General features: G+C 57.2%; 17 protein-coding genes. 7 read left to right on the forward strand and 10 right to left on the reverse strand.

Translation table 11 applies throughout. The features are described from left to right. Positions 1-223: 223 nt before the first annotated feature. Together UH5x_RS13985 and alaS are read right to left on the reverse strand one after the other, a co-directional pair. Complete coding sequence (locus UH5x_RS13985) at positions 224-1,261, reverse strand: nucleoside monophosphate kinase (protein WP_482632743.1); 1,038 nt, start codon at positions 1,259-1,261, stop codon at positions 224-226. 192 nt (positions 1,262-1,453) lie between these two features. Continuing rightward, entirely contained in the window at positions 1,454-4,291 is a 2,838-nt protein-coding gene (gene alaS / locus UH5x_RS13990; protein WP_047815820.1) for an alanine--tRNA ligase, read from the reverse strand. 241 nt (positions 4,292-4,532) lie between these two features. Between alaS and UH5x_RS13995 the strand changes: the two genes are divergently transcribed. The 7 genes from UH5x_RS13995 (at position 4,533) to UH5x_RS14025 (ending at position 12,539) form a co-directional block, all read left to right on the forward strand. Then, the gene (locus UH5x_RS13995; RefSeq protein WP_047815946.1) at positions 4,533-5,639 is read left to right on the forward strand and encodes a M24 family metallopeptidase; all 1,107 of its coding nucleotides are present in this window, start codon (positions 4,533-4,535) and stop codon (positions 5,637-5,639) included. Positions 5,640-5,732: 93 nt separating this feature from the next. After that, a complete protein-coding gene (gene accB / locus UH5x_RS14000) occupies positions 5,733-6,230 on the forward strand; it encodes an acetyl-CoA carboxylase biotin carboxyl carrier protein (RefSeq protein ID WP_047815821.1) in 498 nt (165 codons plus the stop codon). 3 nt (positions 6,231-6,233) lie between these two features. Continuing rightward, the gene (gene accC, locus UH5x_RS14005; protein ID WP_482632744.1) at positions 6,234-7,586 is read left to right on the forward strand and encodes an acetyl-CoA carboxylase biotin carboxylase subunit; all 1,353 of its coding nucleotides are present in this window, start codon (positions 6,234-6,236) and stop codon (positions 7,584-7,586) included. A gap of 110 nt (positions 7,587-7,696) precedes the next feature. Further along, a complete protein-coding gene (locus tag UH5x_RS14010) occupies positions 7,697-8,692 on the forward strand; it encodes an NAD-dependent epimerase/dehydratase family protein (protein WP_482632745.1) in 996 nt (331 codons plus the stop codon). Positions 8,693-8,822: 130 nt separating this feature from the next. Beyond that, the gene (locus UH5x_RS14015; protein WP_047815824.1) at positions 8,823-9,458 is read left to right on the forward strand and encodes an RNA polymerase sigma factor; all 636 of its coding nucleotides are present in this window, start codon (positions 8,823-8,825) and stop codon (positions 9,456-9,458) included. A gap of 7 nt (positions 9,459-9,465) precedes the next feature. Then, positions 9,466-10,992, forward strand: coding sequence for a protein kinase domain-containing protein (locus UH5x_RS14020; protein WP_482632746.1), 1,527 nt, complete (start codon positions 9,466-9,468; stop codon positions 10,990-10,992). Positions 10,993-11,006: 14 nt separating this feature from the next. Next, positions 11,007-12,539 (forward strand): hypothetical protein, encoded by a 1,533-nt coding sequence (locus tag UH5x_RS14025; protein ID WP_482632747.1) that lies wholly within the window; start codon positions 11,007-11,009, stop codon positions 12,537-12,539. A 235-nt stretch (positions 12,540-12,774) separates the two neighbouring features. Here UH5x_RS14025 and UH5x_RS14030 read toward each other — a convergent pair whose 3' ends face one another. From UH5x_RS14030 to UH5x_RS14065, 8 genes are all read right to left on the reverse strand, one after another. Further along, positions 12,775-14,304 (reverse strand): transposase, encoded by a 1,530-nt coding sequence (locus UH5x_RS14030; protein WP_482632748.1) that lies wholly within the window; start codon positions 14,302-14,304, stop codon positions 12,775-12,777. Between the two features lie 422 nt (positions 14,305-14,726). Then, positions 14,727-15,233, reverse strand: a complete 507-nt coding sequence (locus tag UH5x_RS14035) for a hypothetical protein (RefSeq protein ID WP_482632749.1) — start codon at positions 15,231-15,233, stop codon at positions 14,727-14,729. A gap of 150 nt (positions 15,234-15,383) precedes the next feature. Next, positions 15,384-16,703: a glycosyltransferase family 87 protein gene (locus UH5x_RS14040; protein ID WP_482632750.1), complete on the reverse strand. Its 1,320-nt coding sequence runs from the start codon at positions 16,701-16,703 to the stop codon at positions 15,384-15,386. Next, entirely contained in the window at positions 16,703-18,334 is a 1,632-nt protein-coding gene (gene gpmI / locus UH5x_RS14045; RefSeq protein WP_083435040.1) for a 2,3-bisphosphoglycerate-independent phosphoglycerate mutase, read from the reverse strand. Before gpmI ends, UH5x_RS14040 begins: the two co-directional genes overlap by 1 nt. Before the next feature lie 278 nt (positions 18,335-18,612). After that, positions 18,613-18,996, reverse strand: coding sequence for a group I truncated hemoglobin (locus UH5x_RS14050; protein WP_482632751.1), 384 nt, complete (start codon positions 18,994-18,996; stop codon positions 18,613-18,615). A 21-nt stretch (positions 18,997-19,017) separates the two neighbouring features. Continuing rightward, the gene (locus UH5x_RS14055; protein ID WP_047815831.1) at positions 19,018-19,935 is read right to left on the reverse strand and encodes a sugar phosphate isomerase/epimerase family protein; all 918 of its coding nucleotides are present in this window, start codon (positions 19,933-19,935) and stop codon (positions 19,018-19,020) included. An 87-nt stretch (positions 19,936-20,022) separates the two neighbouring features. Then, entirely contained in the window at positions 20,023-21,789 is a 1,767-nt protein-coding gene (locus UH5x_RS14060; protein WP_482632752.1) for a hypothetical protein, read from the reverse strand. Positions 21,790-22,260: 471 nt separating this feature from the next. Next, a complete protein-coding gene (locus UH5x_RS14065) occupies positions 22,261-23,247 on the reverse strand; it encodes an agmatine deiminase family protein (protein WP_482635995.1) in 987 nt (328 codons plus the stop codon). Positions 23,248-23,349: the final 102 nt, after the last annotated feature.

Genomic DNA, 23,349 nt, shown 5'->3' on the forward strand with positions numbered 1-23,349 from the left:
GGGATGAAGAAAGACAGGAGCCGGAAGAAAAATTGCATCCGCTGTTGGAGCGCCAATAGCAAACATTTCGCAGTCCAGCGTTAACCCGGTTGCGCATGGGAACCGTGGCCAACGCCAAACGGCTCACATTCCCGAAGACGCCTGCCTGGTTAGGATCGAAGCGTTCAATCAAAACCCAACATCTCACGGCGGGGACCGCCGTGAGACGGGTCTGGAGGTCGCATCAATTCGGGAAGGGTCTCAATCCGAGCAACATCTCGGCTCTCTCGGACAACGGTTGGTTTGCCAACGTGCAATCGGTGTGCTCGGAAAGCTGCTCGCAGACAAGCTGGTAAACAGCCTGGCGATCCAGACTGGTGTCCAATTCGACGCACCGCTCTTGGCTCTTGAAAAACTGGACGGTCGGCAGCGTTTCTTTTTTGAAGGTGTCGAACCTCGACTTCAAGCTCACCAAATTGTCGTCCTGTCGTCCGGTGTACTTGGCGCGAGCCAAAACGCGTTTTTCCAGAACCTCGTACGGGCACTCGAAGAACAGCATCTTGGGCAGTTCGGCCTCTCGGCCGAAGACCTCACACCACGCGTCCAAGTTTGACTGCGATCGTGGGAACCCATCGAGCAAGAAGTTCCGGTTGCCGGTGTGTCGCGTGATCTTTTCCATCGCGTCTTGCAGCAGCTTCACCACAATCGTGCTGGGGACCAGATTCCCCGCTGTGATGATCTCTTCGATGGTCGCCGCATGCGGTCCATTGGCTTCGCGTTCAGCTCGCAACAAGTCGCCTGTCGACAGGTGAGTCCACCCCAGTTGCGACTCGGCCAATTCACACATCGTTCCCTTCCCGGCACCAGGGCCGCCGAGCACAAACACCACATTGGGTTTCGGGCAGGGTTGCCGTGGATCGTGGTGATGGATCACAACCTTGGGTGCGGGTGCCACGCCTTTCTTGTAGACATGCCAAGGCCTGTCCGTCGGCGGCAACTCATCTTCGCAAGTGATGTCATAGGCAAGATGCCCATCCAGCCGACAAATCCTCCACGACCGATACGTGTTGGAATAAGACAACGCAGGGCTTCGGGCGGATTTTCCATCGGCACGATCCCACGCCAGCTTGCCGTTCCAATATCCCAAGCTGGAGACCGTGCCTGATTCCGACTCGGCTGGCGGCGCCGTGGAGGGCACAAAGAGCCCGTCCACTTCGGGAAGTCCCGCACCGGTCACCTCGATATAGAACGTATTGGGAGTCAACTCGTTTGATTCATTCATGAGGAGCAAAGCATCCCGTCTTTGGTGGCCGAGGCAGGAAATGAAAGGCAAGCAAGAGCGAGCTCTCAAGCAGGTAGGCAGGAATGATCGGGCAGAATCATGTGAGCCGTTTGGGCGTTGGCCCCGGTTGTACGTGGGAACCGTTGCGTTTGCCATGACAGTTCCAATGCCGAAAGAATTCTGCCGACCTGCTTAGCCCAGTTTCTCAGTCATCGTTTCGCGAGCTTGCTGAAGCGCTTCGGGCAACTTGCTGGCGTCTTTGCCACCGGCCTGGGCCATATCAGGCCGTCCACCGCCGCTGCCGCCAACCACCTTGGCCGCCGCACCAACCCAGTCCCCCGCTTTCAATCCGCGATCGACCAAATCTCGGCTCAACCCGCCAACCAACATGACTTTGTCGTTCATCGCCGAAGCCAACAGCACCGCAGTCGGCGTATCGCTCTTCTTGCGAATTTGGTCGATCCAACCACGCATGATGTTTGGATTGGCACCGGGTGTTTCGGCAACGATCAACAACGTGTCGCCAACTTGGGTTCCATCCGCGATCAGGTCATCGGCCGAGATCTTCCCGCCGGCGGTGACTTGTTTGAGTTGTTCGACCAACTTCGATCGATCCGCCAACAACGACTCCAATCGACTGAGCACATCGGTGATCGCGACGTTCAAACGACGGGTCAAACCACGAACCGCCGCACGCACCGCGTTGTAGTCGCTGATGTCTGTCGTTTCCTCTTTGGCCGCTTTGCCGTCAAAGACAAACTCAGCGGGGTAGTCGGCCGCTTTGCCAGACGACAGTTCCTTCTTCAATCGACGAACCTCTTCGATCAAGGCCACCGTGGCCGCGGCAGCCACCGAGGCATCGCAATTCAATTGATCGGCCACCTCGTTCAGCAACGCTTGAGTTTGCTCGCGGTGTTCCTTGGCCCGATCACCTGTCAAAGCTTCGATGCGGCGTGTCCCCGTGGAAACGCTTTCCTCGACCACGACCTCAAACGAGCCCACTTGCTTGGTGTTGGTCAGGTGAGTCCCACCGCACAATTCACGGCTGAACGTTCCCATCGAAACCATGCGACATGGATCGGGATACTTTTCACCGAACAGCATCATCGCGCCAGCTTCACGAGCATCGGCGAGTGACACGGTGTCCCAGCGAATCTCGTCGCCTTCGCCAACCATGCTGAGCACATCCTGTTCGATTTTGACCAACGTCTCGTCGTCGATGGCCTTGGGGTTGGTGAAGTCAAATCGCAAGCGATCTGGTTCGACCTTGCTGCCCTGCTGCTCAGCGTGCCGGCCAACGTGTGTGTGCAATGCGTGGTGCAAAATGTGAGTCGCGCTGTGGGCTCGTGCGAGCGCCGTGCGATTCTCAACATCAACCTTCGCAGTGCACGTTTCTCCTTCGCAGATTTTGCCTCGCACCAATCGACCGTGATGAACGATCAACGATGCGTGTCGCTGAGTGTCAATGACTTCAAACTCGAAGTTGTCGTTGAAGATCACGCCGATGTCGCCGACTTGGCCACCGGATTCACCATAAAACGGCGAGTGATCGAGCACCAATCGCAGAACCGCGTCTTCAGGACGATCAAGATGACTGAGCAGTTGTCCGTCGTCTCCTTTGCCTTTGCCATCCCCAGTGATGATGCCTTTGACGATCGCCGTTGCTTCTGTCTGTTCGTAACCCACAAACGGGGTTTCCCGCAGAGCCTCTTTCAGAGTTTCCAGGGGTCCGGTTTGGAACAACACACGTTGTCCGCCGTCGCTCTCATCGGCGTGTTTGTCCATCGCTTCGCGAAAGCCCGACCAATCGAACGTGAAATTCTGTTCGGCGGCCAGCGTTTGAACCAACTCCGGCGGCACGCCATAGGTGGTCAACAAATCCGCGGCATCGGCACCAGGCACCATCACGGATGCTTCGTCGTTCATCTCTTCGAACAAACGATGGATGCGTTTCATCCCGCCATCGATTGTCGAGAAAAACGCCTTTTCTTCCGACTCGATCGCTTCGCTGACACGCTGAGTCGTCTGCCCCAGTTCTGGATATGCGGCTTTGGACGCATCCGCAACGGCTTCGACCAACTTGTACAGGAATGGCTCGCGCAGATTCATCTGATAACCGTCCAGCACCGCACGGCGGATCAGACGGCGGATGACCGAGCGAGCGTCCTTGGGGCCGGGATACACGTTTTCGTGGACCGCGAACACACTGGCTCGTGCGTGGTCGGTGATCCGACGCAGTCGCCGCCCGTTGTCGCTCTCGTATTCGTACTTCACACCACAGACTTCCGATGCCGCTTCGACGATCGGGAACAGGCTGTCGATGTGGAAGTTGGTTGGCACGCCCTGCAGGACGCTGGCGGTTCGTTCCAGCCCCATGCCGGTGTCAATGTTCTTGCTGGGCAACGGGTGCAAGTTGTCTGGAGGCGTTCCCACGCGATTGAACTGGGTGAACACCAAGTTCCAGATTTCGACGTCGCTGCCGTCTTCCAACTGGTAATAGATTTCGCTGCAGGGACCACAAACTCCGTCCGGGCCTTCGCTGGGCGCCGACGCAGGCCAGAAGTTTTCATCCTCGTCCATGCGTGTGATGCGTTGGTTTGGCAACCCGATCTTATCGTGCCAAATGCCGAACGCTTCGTCGTCGTCTTTGTAAACGGTGACCGTCAGTCGCTCGCCGGGAATGCCGAGCCACTTTTTGTCCGTCAAAAATTCCCATGCCCAGTGGATGGCTTCTTCTTTGAAATAATCGCCAAACGAAAAGTTACCCAGCATTTCAAAGAACGTGTGGTGGAATGCGGTCCGGCCGACATTCTCGATGTCACCCGTCCGCAAGCACTTTTGACACGTGGTCGCGCGAGTGAAATCCAGTTTGACCTTGCCCAGAAAGTGGTCTTTGAACTGGTTCATCCCCGCGGGGGTGAACAAAACCGATGGATCCCAAGCCGGAACGAGCACGTCACTGGGTTGGCGGACGCAACCTTTGGTCTCAAAGAACGCCAGGTATTTTTCGCGGAGTTCGTCAGTTTTCATCGGGATGTGCGGGTGGCTTGAACAAGGGAAAGGATCGGGGAGGAAGCCATGGGGCTCGCGTTCCATCGCCGGCATGATATCAGTCGATCCCCAACGGGTGACAGGTGCCGATTCCCAGCCCACAATACCTGCCACCGAACGAGAGCGTTGCCTGCCGTTCGGCCGCGCGGAGAACGCCCCCACCGCTGACCGCCGTTTCAATCCTTTTGCCGCCTCGACCACACCCACGGATTTTGACTTCATGACTCAGCGTATTGAACGACTTGTGCAATCCCTCGCCAATTCGGACCAGCCGATGGACGCGATTTTGATCTGCAACGAAGTCAACGTGCGGTATCTCAGCGGTTTCACCGGCGACAGCACCTGGTTGCTGGTCCGTCCCGATGGCAAAGCCACCTTGCTGTCCGACCGTCGCTACGAAACGCAAATCGCCGACGAATGCCCGAATTTAGAAAACGCCATTCGACCGCCCAGCCAGACATTGGTGGCTTTGCTGGCGGAATATTTGGGCGATTTGTCGCTCCAAACGATCGGGTTCGAAGCCGATCACGTGCAAGTTTCCACGCTGCGTCAGTGGCAGGAACAGATCGAATCAGTCCAGTGGACCGAAACCAGCGGCCTGGTCGAAACGCTGCGTTCAATCAAAGACGCCGACGAACTGGCCACCATCCGGCGAGCCATCGCGATCGCCGAGCGAAGTTTTCTCAGCGTCACGAACAAGCTGACCCCGCAGATGACCGAGCTGCAAATCGCTCACGAATTGGAAGCGACCATGCGAAGTCTGGGTGCCTCCGGCGTCAGCTTCGATGTGATCGCGGGCGCCGAACCCAACGGTGCCCTGCCCCACTATCACCCCCGCAACATTGCCTTGGCGGACTGCCGCACCCTGCTCATCGACTGGGGGGCAAGTGTCGATGGTTACTGCAGCGATCTCACGCGAACCCTGCACAAAGCCGAGGTTCGGTCCGCGACCGCCGCTCGATTTGAAGCCGCTTACCAGGCCGTTTTGGAATCGCAAGAAGCCGCCATTTCAGCGATTCGGGATGGGGTGGAAGCCATCGAAGTCGACCGAGCCGCTCGCCAGGTCCTGCAAAAAGCAGGTTTGGGCGACGCCTTCAAACACGGACTCGGACACGGTTTTGGCTTGGAAATTCACGAGGATCCACGCATGGGACCGATGTCCACCGAGGTGCTTCGCGAAGGGATGGTGATTACCGTGGAACCAGGCGTGTACTTCGAAGGCGAATTTGGAATTCGGATCGAGGACGACATCCTCGTCACCGCCGATGGGTTTGAACGTCTGAGTACCCTTCCGAAGGGTCTCGATGATTGTCGACTTGTTGTGTAAAACGTTGCGATCTTATTCTTCACTCTGAAAACGAGTGGATCGGATCCCTTCTGGATTCGAAAAACATTGGACTTTGCAGGTATCGGACTTCGTATGAAATCGGAAACACCCGACGGCGGGGATGTGTTTGACATCGATCGGATTCGCCAGATCGTCGAGTTGATGGAACAACACGAACTGAACGAAGTGGACCTGCAACAAGGTGATGATCGCATCAAACTGACGCGGGGTGGAACGGCTCCAGCCATGATTCCCGCCCCCGTTGCGGCAGCTCCCGTCGCAGCCGCTCCTGCGGCTGCAGCGGCGCCCGCTGCCTCCGGTGACGATGCCTCGGCTGACACGGCCGGCACCATCACGATCAATTCGCCGATGGTGGGCACCTTTTATTCCAAGGCCAACCCGGAATCCCCCGCGTTTGTCAAAGTGGGCGATGTCGTCAACGAAGACACCGTGATTTGCATCGTCGAAGCGATGAAGGTCTTCAACGAAATCCCCGCGGAGTGCCGCGGAAAAATCGTCGAAGTGCTCGTCAGCGACCAACAAGCCGTTGATTTCGGCAAACCTTTGTTCCGCGTCCAGGTGGACGGCTGATCCATGTTCGAACGAATTCTGATCGCCAATCGAGGCGAGATTGCGCTGCGTGTGATTCGCGCTTGTCGTGAAATGGGCATTGAGTCGGTCGCCGTCTACAGCGAAGCCGACAAAGATTCCATGCACGTCAAATTGGCGGACCATGCGTACTGTGTTGGCACCAACCGCAGCGCAGACAGCTACCTGAAAATCGATCGCATCATCGCCACGGCAGAAGTCGCCGGCGTCGATGCCATCCATCCCGGCTACGGCTTCTTGGCGGAAAACGCTCAATTCAATGAGCAATGCCGAAGCAGCGGGTTCGAATTCATTGGCCCCTCGCCAACGGCGATGGACAAACTGGGCGACAAAAACACCGCGCGCTCGATGGCCATTGCCCAAAACGTCCCGGTCGTCCCCGGCAGCGATGGATTGATCGCGGACTTTGACCGCGCCATCGACACCGCCAAAGAGATCGGCTTTCCCGTGCTGATCAAAGCCACCGCAGGTGGTGGCGGCAAAGGCATGCGGGTCGCAGAAACCGAAGATGTCCTCAAAAGCCAACTCGAAGCGGCTCGCAACGAAGCCATCGCGGCATTCGGCAATGGCGGTGTTTACCTGGAAAAATTCATCCAGCAACCACGTCACATCGAAGTCCAAGTGATCGCGGACACACACGGCAACGTGTGCCACCTGTTCGAACGTGACTGCAGCGTCCAACGACGACACCAAAAACTGGTCGAAGAAGCCCCCAGCCCGGACCTGCCCGCTGATCGCCGCGAAGCGATCTGCGATGCTGCCGTGCGAATGATCGCTGGCGCCGACTACGCCGGTGCGGGAACCGTCGAGTTCATCGTCGACAAGGAATACAACTTCTACTTCATCGAAGTCAACGCTCGGATCCAAGTCGAACACCCGGTCTCCGAAATGATCACCGGCGTGGACCTGATCCAAGAACAAATCCGAGTCGCTTCGGGACTGCCTCTGTCGTTCCGCCAAGAAGAACTGACGTGCACCGGTCACGCGATCGAATGCCGACTCAACGCGGAAGACCCAACCAAGAACTTCCAACCTTGCCCCGGCAAAATTGAATCGATGTTCGTGCCCGGCGGCATGGGAGTTCGATTCGATTCGCACGTGAAGTCGGGCTACGTGGTCCCGCCTTACTACGATTCGATGATCGGCAAACTGATCGTCCATCGCCCCACGCGAGAACAAGCGATCGCGACGATGCTGCGTGCGTTGCAGGAATTGCAAATCGAAGGCATCACGACAACGGTTGGATTCCACAACTGGATCCTACAAAACGAAGCCTTTGTGAATGGCACCGTGGACACCAAGTTCGTCGACCGGAACTACAAAGGCCAAACGTCTTAAGAATTTTAGCGGCAGGGCGAGAGCCCTCCGGTTCCACGGCACCGGACGGCTTGCGCCGTTCCGCTAAAACTCTGCCACGTTGTATTCCCTCGGTCCCTTGAGGAATCACCATGCGAGTCTTTGTGACTGGCGGCACTGGCTTGCTAGGCAACACGATCCTTCGCCAACTGTCGGGCGCCGGTCACGACTTGATCGCCTTGGTGCGAGGCGAACCTGACTCGCAAGTCTTCGATGGCATCCACACTCAATTCGCTCACGGCGATTTGCTCGATCAAACAGCGATCGAAGATGCCGTGTCCCAGTGTGACGCGGTCATCCATTCCGCTGGCCTGATTCACCTGGGCTGGCACCGCCTCGAGGACTCCCTGGCTGTCAATCGCGATGGCACCCAAACCATCGTCGACGCCTGCCTGCATCACGACTGCAAGCTCGTTCACGTCGGCACCGTCAACACGCTCGGTATCGCGGACCGTGATGGGGTGGCGAACGAAGACACCCCGCTGGATCACGCCGGCGGGCAAATCCCGTGCAGCTACGTCCTCAGCAAACGAGCTGGCAACGAAGTCATTTTGAAAGGTGTTCAAGATGGCCTGAAAGCGGTCTTGGTTCACCCCGGATTCATGCTCGGACCGTGGGATTGGAAACCGAGCAGCGGCCGAATGCTGCTGGAAGTCAGCAAAGCCTGGCGTCCGCTTGCGCCTTCAGGCGGCAACAGCACCTGCGATTCACGAGACGTGGCTGCCGCCACCATCCGCGCCGCTGAAAAGTTGCTGGCCAATGAAATCCCCGCGGGCCGGCAATACATCCTCGCTGGCCACAACATGCGATACCTCGAGCTTTGGAAAGCCATGACCAAGGCGATGGACGCCCGCCAGCCCATCATGCGAGCCGGACCAGCCCAACGCTGGATCGCAGGAGTCGCTGGAGACATCGTTGGCAAACTGCTGCCCCACGAAGTCGACTTCAACAGTGCCGCCATGGGCATGTCGAGCCAATACCACTACTACGATAGTTCGCGAGCCCAAAGCGAACTCGACTACAAAATCCGCCCCTTCGAAGAAAGCCTCTCCGACGCCGCCGACTGGATCCGCCAGCACCACCGATGAGGCTCGGCACAGAATCTCTCTCAATCGCACTCACCAGGCTTTTTGCCTTTTTCAAAAGTTAGGCGCAATATTTGGCTCGGACATCCGTGAGACTCTTTGAACAGTCGGTCCACCTACCTGGAACTGCGTTTTGGATTTTGATTCCACCGCCGCCGAACCAACCACTCGCGAAAGCCTGCTTTTGCGACTGCATGATCCCAAGGATGAATTTGCCTGGGCCGAGTTCTCCGCAATCTACGAGCCAGTCATCTACCGCTTGGTCAAGCGGCGTGGCGTGCAGGACGCAGACGCTCGTGAGATTGTGCAAGAGATTCTGATGTCGGTCGCCGGTGCGATCGAGCGGTTTGACGTGACCGCCCAAGGCTCCTTTCGCGGTTGGCTCAGCCGGATCACGCGGAACGCCACCATCGACCGACTGAGATCCGTTCAATCTCGCCGCGAACTGACCGGAGGCAGCAGCATCGTTCGAATCATCGACGCCGTTGCCTCCAACGACCGAAGCATCGACGGCACTCAACAGGACGCGGAACTTTCCCACGAGTTCGATCGCGATCATCGACAACAACTGTTTCGCTGGGCCGCCAGCAAGGTGCGATCGCGAACGGGCGAAAAAAACTGGATCGCGTTCTGGCGAACCGCCGTGGAGGACCAATCCGTCGCGGCCGTCGCCTCCGACCTGGGCATCTCCGAAGGATCCGTCTACGTCGCCAGATGTCGAATCCTCAAACGGATTCGCGAACTTGTCCACCAACGTTTGAGTGATTGATCGCATCATGATTGCCAAGCAAGACCCACACTTTGAAATGGACAAGTTGCGTGAATTGCTCGATGAGCGATTACCGGCTCCCGAAGCGGATCGCATCGAGTATCACCTCAGCAATTGCGAACACTGCCGATCGCAACTGCGAGAAATTGCCGGCGAGCCCATGTGGTGGGACGAAACCGTCGAAGTCCTCAGCAAGAGCACATTCATCGACCAAAGCAGTTGGCCTGCACGCCCAACCCCAAGCGATCCAGCCGAACCCCAGCGATCCTTCGACGCGTCCTTGGACTGGATCCGTCCGCTGCTGCAACCACCGCAGGATCAACGCTCAGGCGCCGCCGATGACACGCCTGCAATTGGCACCTTGGATCAATACTCGATTCACAGCGTGATCGGACAAGGAGGCATGGGCGTCGTGCTACGAGGCATGGATCCGGAACTGAATCGACCGGTTGCAATCAAAGTCCTCTCGCCTCACCTCGCTGGCGTTGGTGCGGCGCGGACACGCTTCATGCGGGAGGCTCAAGCTGCCGCGGCGATCGTGCACCCTGCGATTGTGCCGATTTACAGCGTCGTCCCCAACGCTCGATTGCCTTACCTGGTGATGCCCTGCATCGACGGCGGAAACCTGCAACAGCATCTTGATCGCGAAGGCCCGCTGGAGCTGACCGAAGTCGTCAGGATCGGTTTGCAAATCGCCGAAGGATTGTCAGCCGCTCACAAGAACAGCGTGCTTCACCGAGACATCAAACCCGCAAATATTTTGATCGAAGAAGGCAACGGCCGCGTCCTGATCAGTGACTTCGGACTCGCCCGAGCACTCGATGACGCCACGCTGACCAACAGCGGCATGATCGCTGGCACACCCCAGTACATGAGCCCGGAGCAAGCTCGCGGCGAAACTTTGGACGCCCGCAGCGATCTGTTCAGCTTGGGAAGCCTGCTCTACGCGCTGGCAACGGGACGACCGCCCTTCCGCGCCGAGTCCCCTCTCGGAGTCCTGCGAAAGATCACCGAGACACGTGCCAAACCCATCCAAGAGATCAATGAACGAATGCCTGGTTGGTTCGACAACTTGGTCGCTCGCTTCATGGAACCTGATCTCACGCTTCGGATCGGATCCGCAGACAAGGCGGTCACGCTCCTGCGCGAGGTCAACGCCCATGTGCGAAACCCAACGGTCAATCGACTGCCTGACTCGCTCAATGAACGTCGCCCGCAACGTTCCATTCGATGGACGCTTGCAACGGCAGGCCTGCTGACAGTGGTATTCGCGATTGCAACCTGGAACCACCGCCCGCCAGAAAACACTCACACGGAACCATCGCAGCCAACCGTCATCGAACAATCGCGACGGTTGATCGCGATGCCACCGAGCGCCCCCGCGGCCCCCACTCCGACCACCGACGACTGGGACGCAGTTCACTTCAACGCAGAACTGAATTCGATTCAGTTCTCGCTGGAGCGACTGGCAATCCAACTCGAAGGAACTGATTCAACAATCAATCCCGACCTCACCGATGGAGATCAAAAATGAAGGATGAAGCTCAAATGAATTCGGTTCCCACTCCGACGTTGCCCAAGCGAAGAAGCCGTGCCTGGAAGTCGGCATTCATCGCGACATTGACGGTCCCCACGGCTGCCATCTTGGTTTGGTCCTGGACTTCTCTGCCCTCAACCTGGGCCCAAAACCGGGATTCACGACCGATCGGCCAACAGCGCCCCCTGAACTCTTATCCCCAACCGAACAACCTACCGTACCAGGAGACGCGTGCGCAAATTGCGAGCGAACCGAGCCTCTCACATCAGGCATATCCCAACAGCGATCACCAATCGCAACCAGGATTCAACAACCAATCCAAGACGACGCTGCGATTCGAAAAACAAGGACAACCCACCCAACAAGTCGACGTACCAGTCACGCGTCAAACCAGGGACAAATACGGAAATATCTCAATCACGACAGAATATGTTGGACAAAGAATCCCCCTCCAAGCGACCGGCCGCCTGATGACCAAGGGGAATTCCAAACACAACGAAAGAATCAAGCAACTGGTCAATCAACTGCGGGGATCAACAACCAACAACGAAAACAGCAACGAGATGGACGCCAAGCTGGCCGAACTACGCACCGAACTGGAATCGGAATTCAAGCGGATGCACGAACAGCAAGGCTCGGAGATCGCTGCGATTGAAAAGCGCCTCCAATCGCTCAAGAATATCCATCAGCAACGCGCTGAAGACCAAGACAAAATCATTCAGCGACGAATCGATCAACTGCTCGGCCGCAGCGATCCACTGGATTGGAACTACACACCACCAACCACTCCGTATGGCCCCGTCTCGCCGTATTTTGGCACCGACTCGATCGGTCCGGACTTACTTCCTAGAGGCTATTCAGAGCCCTACTCCCCAACCCCGCAAGCCAACACCTCTCGTTCAAACAACTCATGGCAACCGAGCCCCAACCGGCCCCCGAATCGTTCGCCACAAAAACCAGCGTCCAAATCCATTCCTTCATCCTCCCCCGGCAAACTCATGGAAGCTTTCGAGTCTGCCCTGAAAGCGAACGACGCGGCACTGCTTGAGCAGTCAAACAAGGAACGCCTCAACGACTACACTCGCCTGCATGAACAGGGCGCGATCCCTGACTCCGAATTGCGAAAGGCAACCCTCGACTACACAACCGCCCAAAAGCAAACCGCCCTGCTGAAACTGCAACTTCAATCGATCCAGCGTGGCTTGGCTCGCAATTTGAAAGCGGCTGAATTCGATCTGGCCACCATCATCGAGCAGCAGCAATCAAATCCCTCTGCCAACTCCAAGTCCAAGTCCACACAACTCGAGCGTCAAAGGGCTGAGTCTGCGATCACTGAAGCGAGAGATGCAATCGCACAATACGAGGCTGCGATGAAACTGATTCCCGCCAGTGCGGACTCGGCCAATCCAACCGATGCCCCCGAGAATCCAAACGAACGTGCGGAACAGCCAACACCCGAACTGGATGCGCCAACTGACGAACCCCAAGCAAGCGAAGAACCAACTCTAAATCTCGAAACAGAGGACTCAGAAACGACACCCTAAACAGGTACGCAGGAGTCATCGGGTATGTGAGCCGTTGGCGTTAGCCACGGTTCCCGCACTTAACCGAGGCTAACGCTGGGCTGTCAAAAGGTTGGTATTGACACGGAAAATGCGGCGTTGATTTTTATTCTGTCCTACGCCCCAACGGGGCAGCTCTAAGATAGCCCCAGGCATCGCCTGGGGTTTCGTTACAGAGATTCCGACACCAGCCCCAACGGGCAACGCCGTGAACGATTTAGGCGACGGTACAAAACCCCAGTTTTTGAAGTCGATCGCGATCTTCTTTCGTGGCGCGAGTGACGTTGGGGAGACCGCAACGAGGCTTGTCTTTCTTGTTCGGTTTATACCTCGCCTCCTTGCTCGACTTGCGTTCGTAATCATCGATCAGCGCATCCCTCAGCATCTCCGATAAGCTCGGTTCCTCGAGATCGGTCTCGTTGAGGTTCTCAAGAATGCGTTGGAAAGAACGCACCACCCCTGCGAAGCTGATTCGACCAGGCATCGCGACCGGATCACCCCGGCGACGTTTCTTCGCGAGGTGTACTTTCAAGGCATACAGCTTGACGATCAGAATACTGAGGATCGACCAATGCAACTCCACCAACGCCCGGACGCTCTGGCGGCAGCGAAGTTGTCGTCGTCCATACGTTTGCTTTAGGTTGCGAAATTCCAATTCGATTCCCCAGCGGCTCTTGTAAATTACCAGTGCTTGCTCGTCCGTGAGCTTCTTCTCATCCAAAACGCTCGTTAAGAGAACTGCCTCTTTGCGGCCGAGTTGGATCTGAATCATGCGAAGCTTCAGGGGACGCATGCCCTCACGGCGTTTGTCCTTGGGCCAGCAGTAAACAAGGTTGTCTTCGCCAGGCTCGACATCGTAGCCGAGGCTATGCAGCAAGTTGACGTTCGCGCCGACGCGAACGAGAAAGTGGTGTCCCCCATCGATGATGCTCTTCCAAAATTCGTAGCCAACGAATCCCGCGTCACCGGTAAACAACGTTTTCCCCGGGAATTCGCCGTTTTCTAGCATCTCTTGCACGTGTGCTCGTTCGGACGCATTGCTAGGCCCAAGTTTCCAGCACCAAGTCAGTTGCGTGGCAACGTGCCAAATCTTTGTGATCCAAATCTGGGGTACTGGCGGTGCCGGTGGATTCTTCTCGATGGCCTGACGGCGCATTCCTTTGGTCTTCTTTTTTCGATACCGAGCCGTTGTCCCGTGACCATGATTGGGAGCGCAAAACGCTTTTTCGTTACTCAGTGTTCGCGGCGTTGTGTTTCGAGAACCATCGACAGCCATGACGACCCAACCAGTCGTCCTCCAAAGCTTGCCGGCGGTTGCCTCGATTTGCTTGTGAATCCGAGTAAGCAAAACCTCGGACAACCAGGGAGTCCATCGAACCAGCGCCTTGATCAGTCCAGAGTAACTTGAAAATGCGATCCTCCCGTGGACCTTTTTGCATTGCCGGGTGCCTGAATCAAAAGCATCCTTGAGCTTGTCCTTGTCAGAGAAGATCCACAGCAAGGCTTGGATCATCAGAGTCATTGTCTTCCAGCCAGTGTTGCCGTGGGCCTGCGTCGGCACTGCCTGCTCGTCACCCAGCACCCAATCGATCGCACTGCGGAACTCTTTGGCGTTGCGCGTCTGGGCTTTCCGATAACGCTCTCGCTGAGATTCGATCTTGACCTTGCGCTTAGCTCGGTTGGATTTCCTTTGTCGAGCATGTTCTTTGGCCTTGCTTGATTCGTGAGAATCGAGTTTCTTTGACACAGCCGGATTCCTTTCTGACTGAAGTGTTTCAGTTGGTTGGTAGGGGGATCCGGCTTTTACACTTCAAGGGCAGTTCAGCAAAACACCACAAATCGCGGCCTCAAAATCGTTCACGGCGTTGCCCAACGGGGCGGCCCTAAGAAAGACTCCCCAAAACCCGCTAGGACCGCCCCCGTTGGGGCTTTGTAATCTTGGTCCCGCCACAACCCAGGGCGTTGCCCTGGGCTGGCATAGGGCTGCCCCTTTGGGGCGAAGTCGAGGAACAAAACCTGCGCAGTCCAAAGCGGTGTCAATACCAACCTTTTGACAGCCCAGGCTAACGCCCAAACGGCTCACACGGTTGTGCCCGATCATTCCTGCCGACCTGCTTAGCAGCCCATCTCGAGCTTCTGATTGTCGTTTGATTCAGCATGAAAGGCTGACTACTCCAGGGTGATCACATCCCTGGTCACTTTCATGATCATCACTGCTCGCTTGCCATCATCTGCGTGAGTGGGCAATCCCGTTCGTGAGTCAGCAGCCCCGACCAGGAACCACTTTCCCACTGGGGCTTTGACGGTGGTCGCGATGGTCATTCCCGATTGTGGCTGCGTCCGGAACTCAACCTGAGCCTGAACTTCACCCGACTCCGTCGTGTTCAGAAACCGGACCTGGCACTGCAATTGACCGTAGCGCGAGCCACAGTCCACACGAGCGTCCAATCCAACCGTGACGGATGCCATCGCGCTGCCCGCAGGAACCAATCGGCCAAATCCAACCGTCGACAATGCCTCGCGCGCGGGCCCCGCATATTCAATCCGGTTCGCGTCGTCGGATTCGATCAACCACAACGCCTGAAAAGAAACATCCTTGATCGGCCCCGATGGACCAGCGGCAACCTGCTGCTGCGCAACCACTTCTTGGGCGTCCATCGCGGAAGACAGTGCCACCGAAACTGCGGCAAGAACAAGCGGAGCAAAACGCGAGCGAACGCAAGAAAGGAATCGGGCGAGCATTTGAGCGAACCTCAACAAGGGGGAGATGTTCCATGAACAAACTTTGGACGAACGCGATCCCCCAAAGTTCCACCCCAATTTAGCTCACTCGACGTTCCCGCTGACCTGACTCTTCTCGTCGGCTGGCTTTCGAAATGCAATCCAACACAGGATCACCAACGAAATCGCCAGGCAGATCCCATTGAGACTGGTGAAAATACGCACCGCAACTTCTGGCAACTCGAACCGCAGCAGAAACGTTCGTGTCGACAGATAATTCAGCGCCGGAAACGCCATCAAGCCACACAACGCCCAGCGCAGCTTGGGCGAAACACTTGCCCAGCCATTCAGCCTCGCCATCCAAGCACCGGCAACGGGAGCGATCATCAGCAGCGAGTCGTACGATTGGTGATACAAACTGACCAACAAAGCGGTCAGCAAAACGCCGCCGGTCACGCCAGCAATCCCATCGTCCTGGCCTCGCCTGGCACGCACAAACAACACCCACATCGGGACGATCAACAGTGCCGCCATCGCCAGAATGTGCGGCAGATCCCCCGGGTCTTCCCCTCGCCATTTCGCGATGATCGCAAACAGATCGAGCCGTGTCCAAGAATACACGGGCGACTCGTCGTCCATCGAACGGTGAACTTCCTGCGTGTCGACAATTTGCTGCTGCAGGATCGAAACTCCCGCCGCGATGTTACCGTCACCTTCGTGGTGTGCGATCCAAGCCAGCGGCAAAGCAGCACCAGCAATACTGAGCACGGCACCGCCAATCAATGCTCGCCAATTGCCGCGAGCCAGCATCAGGAATCCAAGCGGCAAGATATAAGTTGGTTTGGCCGAAACCACCAACAACGCAAACGCCGCCCGAACGGGCCGGCGGTCCGCCCAGACGACTGACAAAAACGTTGCCAACACCAACTGAAAGGTGAAGTAGCCGTTGAACAAGGTGATGTGACCACCGCGGCTGTAAACCATCGCCATGGCAATGCAGAGCACTACGTCGTATCGCTTTGGGTACCCTGCTTCGCGAGCCACCAGAATCGCAATCGCCGCGAGCAAAAACAGCTGCAGAATCACATTCAACACTTCGCCAACATGCAGCGGCAGCACCGCCAGCGGTGCGTGCATCAACAGAATCACGGGCGAGAAGAATGGGATTTGCCTCGCGACCGGATACTTGGCGGCGTAGGCATTGCTATAAGGGCTTTCCCCCGCCAGCACCGCTCGCGTGGGGAAGTAGATCCCATTGTGAAAATCACAGAGACCTTGGCGTTCCGGATCAAAGGGCCCCGGGGTTTGATACTTGACGAGAATGCGAGAGAACGTCGCGACCAAACCCACCAACATCAACGCGGCAGCAATGATCGCAACGGTTCGATTCCCGATGGTCCAACCTTCCCGCGGGGCAGCCGACATCAGGCGGTCTGAGTTTCCATCAGAGGACGCCCGGTCATTTCAGGTGGCACTTCCAGCCCCATCAACGCCAACACGGTGGGAGCGATATCAGCCAAACGACCGCCCTCACGCAAAGGTTTGCCAACGAACTCTGGATCCACCAGAATCAACGGGACCTGGTAGGTCGTGTGTGCCGTGTGGGGGCCACCCGTTTCAGGATCAATCATTTGCTCGCAGTTGCCATGATCGGCAGTGACGACCAATGACCCGCCCGCCGCCAAGGTCGCATCGACCACTCGGCCGACACAGGCATCCACCTTCTCAACCGCCTCAATCGCAGCTTTCAAAACTCCTGTGTGGCCGACCATGTCGCCGTTGGCATAGTTGACGATGATCATGTCGCACTTGCCCGACTCAATTTGCTCCAGCACTTTTTCCGTGATGTCCTCCGCGGACATTTCCGGCTTTTGATCGTAGGTGGAAACATCGCGGGGCGAAGGAGCCATGCCCCACTCCTCTTCTTCAAAAGGATTGTCTCGATAGTCATTGAAGAAGAACGTCACGTGCGGGTACTTCTCGGTTTCCGCACAGCGAAATTGGTGCAAACCTTTGGAAGCCACGTACTCACCAAGAATGTTTGGCATCTTGGCGGGTTTCTCGAAGATCACCTTGACCGGCAACCCGGTCTCATAGCCTGTCATCGTCGCGAAGTACAAATTGTCGATCTTCTCACCGCGATCGAATCCGCCGCCTGGAATCTCTTTCCAAGCCGCCTCATCAAAGGTGAACGCCTTGGTGATTTCTCGCGTTCGGTCGCCGCGGTAGTTCATGAACAACACCGCATCGCCAGGCTGGACCGTGATTGGCGAACCGCCTTCAGGAACAATCGAGGACGCTGTGATGAACTCGTCTCCACCTCGATTGCTATCGGTGGGATTGGCGTAATAACTTTCAATCGCGGCACTGGCAGTGGGGAACGTTTGCCCGACGCCTTCGGTCATCAACTTGTAGGCCGCTTCGACGCGTTCCCAACGCAGGTCACGATCCATCGCATAAAAACGCCCGATCACAGACGCCACCACCCCGACACCAGAGGCTTCACAGCGGTCCGTCAACTGCGACACGAACTTGATCCCGCCACGCGGCGAGGTATCGCGTCCATCGGTGATCGCATGAATCGCCAGCTGATCCCCCACCAAACCGTTCCGCTTGGCCAGGTCGATCACGGCCATGCCGTGCTGCAAATCACTGTGCACACGACCATCGGACATCAGCCCCAGCAGGTGCAATCGACCGCCGTTCTGTTTGACATGCTCGATCGCGCCCACCACCACCGGGTTGCTGAAGAACGACTCGTCGCGAATCGCTCGCGTGATTCGCATCACTTCCTGATCGACAATCCGTCCCGCACCGATGTTCTGGTGCCCGACCTCACTGTTGCCCATCACGCCAGCAGGCAACCCAACGTCTTCTCCCGACGTGTGAATCAGCACACTGGGGTACTCTTGAGTCAGCTTTTCATCGACCGGTGTGTTGGCCAAATGAACCGCATTGCATTCATTCCATTTGGGATCAGGGTTCTGGCCCCAACCATCACGGACGATCAAAACGACGGGACGACGACGAGTGGCAGTCATAGAAGTAAAAACCAAAGGATGTGCGAAACTGGAACGTTCCCAACCGGGAGTTCACGCTAAGAATCAGCTCCAACTGTCAGCGAAGCCAACAAGGTCCGGTAGCCTGGATCCGGTAGCCCAAATCCGGTCGACCGGGACAGCCAAAAGCGACCTGGCGATCGCCGTCGGCTGCGAGGCAGTCAAAACATGCGACGAGCGTCTTGCCGCTTAGAAAAACAGAACGATATCAACCAACCGTTGACACGTCCTGCCTCCCAAAAGACAAGGCGAACGTCCAATTTGGCGGCGTTGCATCAACCGTCGACGTTGCTCGAACCGGTGACTTTATCGCTGTACATCGCCAATTTACCGAGCACCTGATGAATGGCATGCGAGGGGACATTCTTCGCTTCCAATGCATCCGTCAAGTGACCACAAAACGTTGAGAAATGGGCCCGGGTGATTCCACGACCGGCGTGAACCCTGGTGAGGTCCGCGCCCGTGTACTCAATCTCGCCCGAAGTGATCGAAGCGATGAACTCAGCCTGCATCCGCGCCAATTTCTCGATGGGAACTCCCTCAAAGAAATGAGTCAACTCTGGGTCCGCTAGCACGCGGACATACATCTCGTCGACGACGCGACGGATCCCGTCGGTGCCGCCGAGCTGGTCTAATAGGTCGACTTCAGATTGACTCATAATGGAAGTTCTCCCGCTGGATCACATGGGGGTCGGTTCGTAAGGAATGTCTTCGATCAAATCCATGGGCAATGGAGCCACGGTCATGCCGGCCTCTTTGCAGATCCCATCGATCGCTTCTTGGGATTTCTGAACCAAGAATTCGCGGGTTTGACCTTTGTACTGCGACGTCGATGCCGTGGGGCTCATTGGGCCGCTGAAGTTGGTTTCGTTCAGGTGACTGACGACCTTCACGTGATCCAATGTCATGCCGTTCAATTCGGGAAGCAGACGGTCGGTCGACTTCACGGTCGCCATGTCAGCTTCTGCGGGGACCGACCCGAGACGCAAAGCAACAATCTTTTCACCCGAGATTTCGCTGAGCTGGTCCATGGCACCGTCGCCAACAACCCAGTCCCAGGTATCGATCACGTAGCCAACATTTTCGTTCGGCACCGCGTCGACCAACGCACGGAAGGTCTCCACGTTGTTGACGAAGGTGAACTCTTTGCCTTCCAGCAATTCCGTTCCGGCTCGGAACCCAACGCCCAATTTGATCTCGCGTTGGCCCAAGACATCTGCGATTTGCCCCAAGCGGTTGCGTTGGACATCGAAGAACTCGTTGAACGGCAACCGATTGGTCGCCGCTGGGACGCGAATCAAAGCGCGTTCCGCACCGAGTTGCTGAGCGATTTCGCCAAGCGGGTGCAACTGAGCCACTGCGGCTGTGAACGTGTCGTCGTCGGAATCCAAATCGATCGCCAATTGGAACGAGCCGATTTTGATATCCGAAGCCTTGAGGTACTTCGAAGCGTCTTCGAACGTGGTTCGCTGCGAACGACGAAGCATGTCGTGCATGTCGACGTCCATGCCGCGAAATGCGTAAGTCAGGGCCAATTCGATCAACTCGCTTTGACGACCGTTGATGCCAAGCGCGGAAGGACAGAAGTTTTTAAACATGGAGATTCCTTGATTGATTTTGGATGGATTGTTTGGGATGGCTAGACGATTGGGACGGCAAAGCGGTGACAAACACCGCCATCACCATCAGCGACGACGACCTCGAGAGCTGCCGCCGCCAGATTGACCGCGGCCTCCACGTGGAGGCTGGGTTTTCCGGCCCTTCAAATTGCTATCAACAATCTGATTGACGATTTCGTCCCAAGTCGGAATGTCCGGATCCTTCTTGCGAGAATCCTTGCGTTCCCCACGACGTCCACGAGACGAAGATCGCTCGCCATCACGGCCAGATCCGCTGGAACGCTCTGAACCGCCTTCGCGGTCAGAATTGCCATCACGATCGGAACGCTCCGAACTTGTTGAGCGATCGGAACCGCCCGAACGTTCACGGTCGCCGTCCCGGTCTCGTTTACGCCCCCCGCGAGATCGCGAACGACCTCGTGATCGAGTTTCTTTGTCGCTGTTCTCTTTGTCGCCGTCAGATTCTTCTAGCTCCGAATCAACGGAATCGTCATCGTCGGCGAATGCGAATCGCGGCAACTCGTCCTCCAACGAATCGTTTTCTTTGTCGGATTCGGAATCGCGACCACCGCGTGCCTTCACTTCGGAAGACTCGCGTTCTTCGCGCCCGCGTCCGCCACGTCGACGGCCACCACGACGCGAACGCCGACGGCCTGCGCGGGGTTCGTCATCCTCGGAATCTTCTTTTGAACGCTTCGAATCACGGTCGGCGGACGGCTCATCAACCGAACCATCATCGACGAACAAATCCGCTGCGAAGGAATCGTCATCGGACTCCAGATCCGAATCATCCCAGGCTTTTGTGCGTCCCTCGTCACGTCCACCGGGACGGCTTCGTTCGCCACGTTCTGCGGTCGGCTGCTCCGCCTTGGGTCGTTCTTCGGATCCACGATCGGAATCCGATCGCTCACCGCGACGCCCACCCCGGCGTCGACGACGCCCGCGAGTTTCAGATGCTTCCGAATCCGATTCTTCGCGATCGCCTCGAGCGGGCTCCGAACGAGCCTCCACGACCACGTCCGATCCGGACATTTTCTGTCGCTGACCACGACGGCCACCGCGACCACCACTGGGCTTTGATTCCGACGGCTTGGACTCCGAAGCCTTGGATTCAGTGGACTCGTCCTGCGAGTCTTCTGAATCGCGGCCCCGGCGACTGCGTCCTCCGCGACCACGACCGCGGCCATTTCGCTCGCGTTCAGGCTTGGCTGCGGAAGGCGATTCGTCTTCGTCAACCGATTCCGCGTCCCAACTTTCAATTTCGACGGTGCCTGCAACGACGAGATCAGACTCGTCATCCAAGAGCTCCAGATCGGAGTCGTCCACGACATCCGAATCATCGTCCCCGAGAATCCCGCTTGCGAATCCGCTGCCGCCATCACGCTTGCGAGGCGGTTCGCCCAAATCTGGGGTGCCGCGATGCTTTCGATCACGCTTGGCAGCAGGCGATTTCTCGCCGCCTGATTTCAGCTGCGTTTCTCGCTTCGAGATTTTTCCTTCTGCGTCTCCGAATCCCGAGGGGGAATCCTGATCGGATTCATCCTCAGCGGAAATGCCAAAACCTGGCAATTTCGGCGGTGGTTTGACAGCGGCCAAAGCCTGCAACACGTCGTCAGCCCCCTCTTCCACATCCGAGAAGGCAGACGCCTTCTTCGGTGCAGAATCAGCAGGCTGCTCTTGCTTCGAAGCGGCTTCCTTTTCCTTTGGCTCGCGAGATTCCGCGGCGGCCTCAGGTTCTGCAACAGGTTTTTCGGGTTCGACTTTGGCTGCAGGGCGATCCGGCGGCTTGGGTGTCCCCAACAAACTCGCGAGGATATTCCAATTGTCTGGCATGTGGTTTCCAATGCGACGCCAACCAGCGATCCGAACAAGCCCATCTAGAAAGGCCCGGAATGCGTTAGCTGTGCGTCGACAAAAAGTGTGCAATGATCTGAACTGGCTTCAATCGCGGCTTGGACTCTGCCTGCGTGCAGGAAACCGGTTCGTGGGCCGACCGACATCGATTGATCGGGCCTCGCTCCCCGCCGCTGACACCCTCTTCTCTACAAGAGTGTCCCTCTGGTACCCGATTTTTCTCGGGCAATTTTGTGATGGGGCGGCGAGGCATCGCGACGAGCGCGGCATCAATGGACGATCCGTCGGATTGTCAAGCCGCTAGGTATACCCTTCGGAGGATTTTCGCCCAAGGGCGAATCAACGTCCCCAGCTCGATTTCGAGGGTTTCGGACCGAAATCCGAGCCCCAGCGAATCAAAACAGACCTCCGAGCGTGCCCCAAACCGCCGAAAAAGCGATCACCAACACTTCAAACCGGAAATTCAGCCGGCTCGTGGCAACTGGCACAATGAAGCGCCCCTAGCCCCCAAGCAATGTCAAAGCAGTCCACCCCGACCAGCTCAACGCCGGGGCACAAGGCACGGAGCAAGGCCAACGCCCGCTCATCGCTCTCCGAGGACCGAAAGGTCGGCACCAACATTCGCTTTTCCCCCAACCGCAGGAAATTGCAGTAACTCTGCGGCACAGCGGCACCATCGATTTCACGAGGTGCCGGGGTCGGCAAACGATGAACGGTCACACCGGGCTCCGTTTGCCGCGACCACAATCTCAACTTGCGGAAATTCGCTTCCAAACCCGCAAAACTGGCGTCCTCCTCGGAATCCGCCACGGCACAGACAACGTTCTCCGGATCCAAGAACCGCGCGATCTGGTCGATGTGCCCATCGGTGTCATCCCCCGCCGGAGCGCCACCATCGACCCACACAATTTCATGAACGCCAAGGCATTGATTCAAACGTTGCGAGATCTCCTCTTTTGACACCCCGGGATTGCGAGCCGAGTCAATCAAACACCCTGGATTGACCAACAAACGCCCTGCCCCGTCCGTCTCCAGAGCCCCGCCTTCCATCGTCAAACCGCCGTCGATTCGCCGCAGTCCAGCCCTTTTGGCGATTTCCGCTCCCGCGGCAGCGTCGGCATCAAAAGGCTCGTATTTCCCGCCCCAAGCGTTGAATCGCCAGTTGACGGCAACCTTTTCTTGCTGCGAGTCGAAGACAAAGGTCGGACCGTAGTCCCGAACCCAACAATCGTTGGTGGGAACGTCGACGATCCGCAACGAATCACCTTCAGAAAGCCCAATCTCACACAGGCGGGCGCGACAATCCTCGGCAACCGAACCCGTTGCCAGAATTCGCACCGGGGTCGACTGATGGATCGCGAGAACAAATCGAGCAAAAGCAGCTGGCACAGGCCCGAAATGGCCTGGCCAAGTGTCGCGATTGTGAGGCCAAGCCAACCAAACAGCCTTGCAAGGCTCCCATTCGGCGGGAAAGCGATAACTGGCCGATGATGGCAAACCGGCTGCAGACTGGGAAACCGGCACGTTCACTCGCGACTG

This window comes from Rhodopirellula sp. UH5, assembly GCF_056839225.1.